This window comes from Achromobacter sp. Marseille-Q0513 (assembly GCF_018195695.1).
Lineage (GTDB): Bacteria > Pseudomonadota > Gammaproteobacteria > Burkholderiales > Burkholderiaceae_B > Achromobacter.
The window spans coordinates 1-321 of record NZ_JAGTJY010000664.1; the positions used below are offsets into that span (position 1 = coordinate 1).

Consider the following 321-nt stretch of genomic DNA (forward strand, 5'->3'; position numbering starts at 1 on the left):
ACAAGGCCAACTACAGCGCCTATCAGGTCTCGGTGGGCGGCGGCATCGGCCTGGGTGGCGGCGACAAGAGCGGCGGCACGGGCTTGGGCACGACCAAGGACAATCAGGTCGCGGGCGGCGCGAGCAAGGAGGCGAGCACCTCGCTGCCCTCGTCGGGCAACCTGTCGTTCAAACCGCCCACGGTCGCGGCGGCCAGCGGCAGCGGCAGCTCGACCACGAGCAGCGCCATCAGCGGCGGCACGATCGTGATTCGGGATGAGGCAGGCCAGCAGGCGCTGACCGGCAAGACGGCGGCGGAGACGATCGCTTCGTTGAACCGGG

Annotated in this window: 1 pseudogene; it reads left to right on the forward strand. The window is 70.1% G+C overall.

What is annotated here, in order from left to right:
• Nucleotides 1–321, forward strand: a pseudogene (locus KDH83_RS32215) (hemagglutinin-related protein); the annotation flags it as partial.